The organism is Streptomyces sp. BE303 (genome assembly GCF_036290945.1).
In the GTDB taxonomy this organism is placed as follows: domain Bacteria; phylum Actinomycetota; class Actinomycetes; order Streptomycetales; family Streptomycetaceae; genus Kitasatospora.
In genome coordinates, this window is the sequence record NZ_JAQYWZ010000320.1 from 1 (window position 1) to 1,056 (window position 1,056).

At 56.0% G+C, this 1,056-nt stretch carries 1 rRNA gene; it reads right to left on the minus strand.

From position 1 onward, the window contains the following. Positions 1-2: 2 nt before the first annotated feature. Positions 3-1,056 (minus strand): 23S ribosomal RNA (locus tag PUR56_RS03930); the annotation flags it as partial.

Here is a 1,056-nt window from a genome sequence, read left to right on the forward strand (position 1 = left end):
CTGAGGACAAGCCCTCGGCCTATTAGTACCGGTCAACTCCACCCCTCACAGGGCTTCCATATCCGGCCTATCAACCCAGTCGTCTACTGGGAGCCTTACCCTCTCAAGGAGGTGGGAGTGCTCATCTCGAAGCAGGCTTCCCGCTTAGATGCTTTCAGCGGTTATCCCTCCCGAACGTAGCCAACCAGCCATGCCCTTGGCAGGACAACTGGCACACCAGAGGTTCGTCCGTCCCGGTCCTCTCGTACTAGGGACAGCCCTTCTCAACACTCCTACGCGCACAGCGGATAGGGACCGAACTGTCTCACGACGTTCTAAACCCAGCTCGCGTACCGCTTTAATGGGCGAACAGCCCAACCCTTGGGACCTACTCCAGCCCCAGGATGCGACGAGCCGACATCGAGGTGCCAAACCATCCCGTCGATATGGACTCTTGGGGAAGATCAGCCTGTTATCCCCGGGGTACCTTTTATCCGTTGAGCGACGGCGCTTCCACAAGCCACCGCCGGATCACTAGTCCCGACTTTCGTCCCTGCTCGACCCGTCAGTCTCACAGTCAAGCTCCCTTGTGCACTTACACTCAACACCTGATTGCCAACCAGGCTGAGGGAACCTTTGGGCGCCTCCGTTACTCTTTAGGAGGCAACCGCCCCAGTTAAACTACCCACCAGACACTGTCCCTGATCCGGATCACGGACCCAGGTTAGACATCCAGCACGACCAGAGTGGTATTTCAACGACGACTCCACAACAACTGGCGTTGCTGCTTCAAAGTCTCCCACCTATCCTACACAAGCCGAACCGAACACCAATATCAAGCTATAGTAAAGGTCCCGGGGTCTTTCCGTCCTGCTGCGCGAAACGAGCATCTTTACTCGTAATGCAATTTCACCGGGCCTATGGTTGAGACAGTCGAGAAGTCGTTACGCCATTCGTGCAGGTCGGAACTTACCCGACAAGGAATTTCGCTACCTTAGGATGGTTATAGTTACCACCGCCGTTTACTGGCGCTTAAGTTCTCAGCTTCGCCTGGACGAATCCAAGCTAACCGGTCCC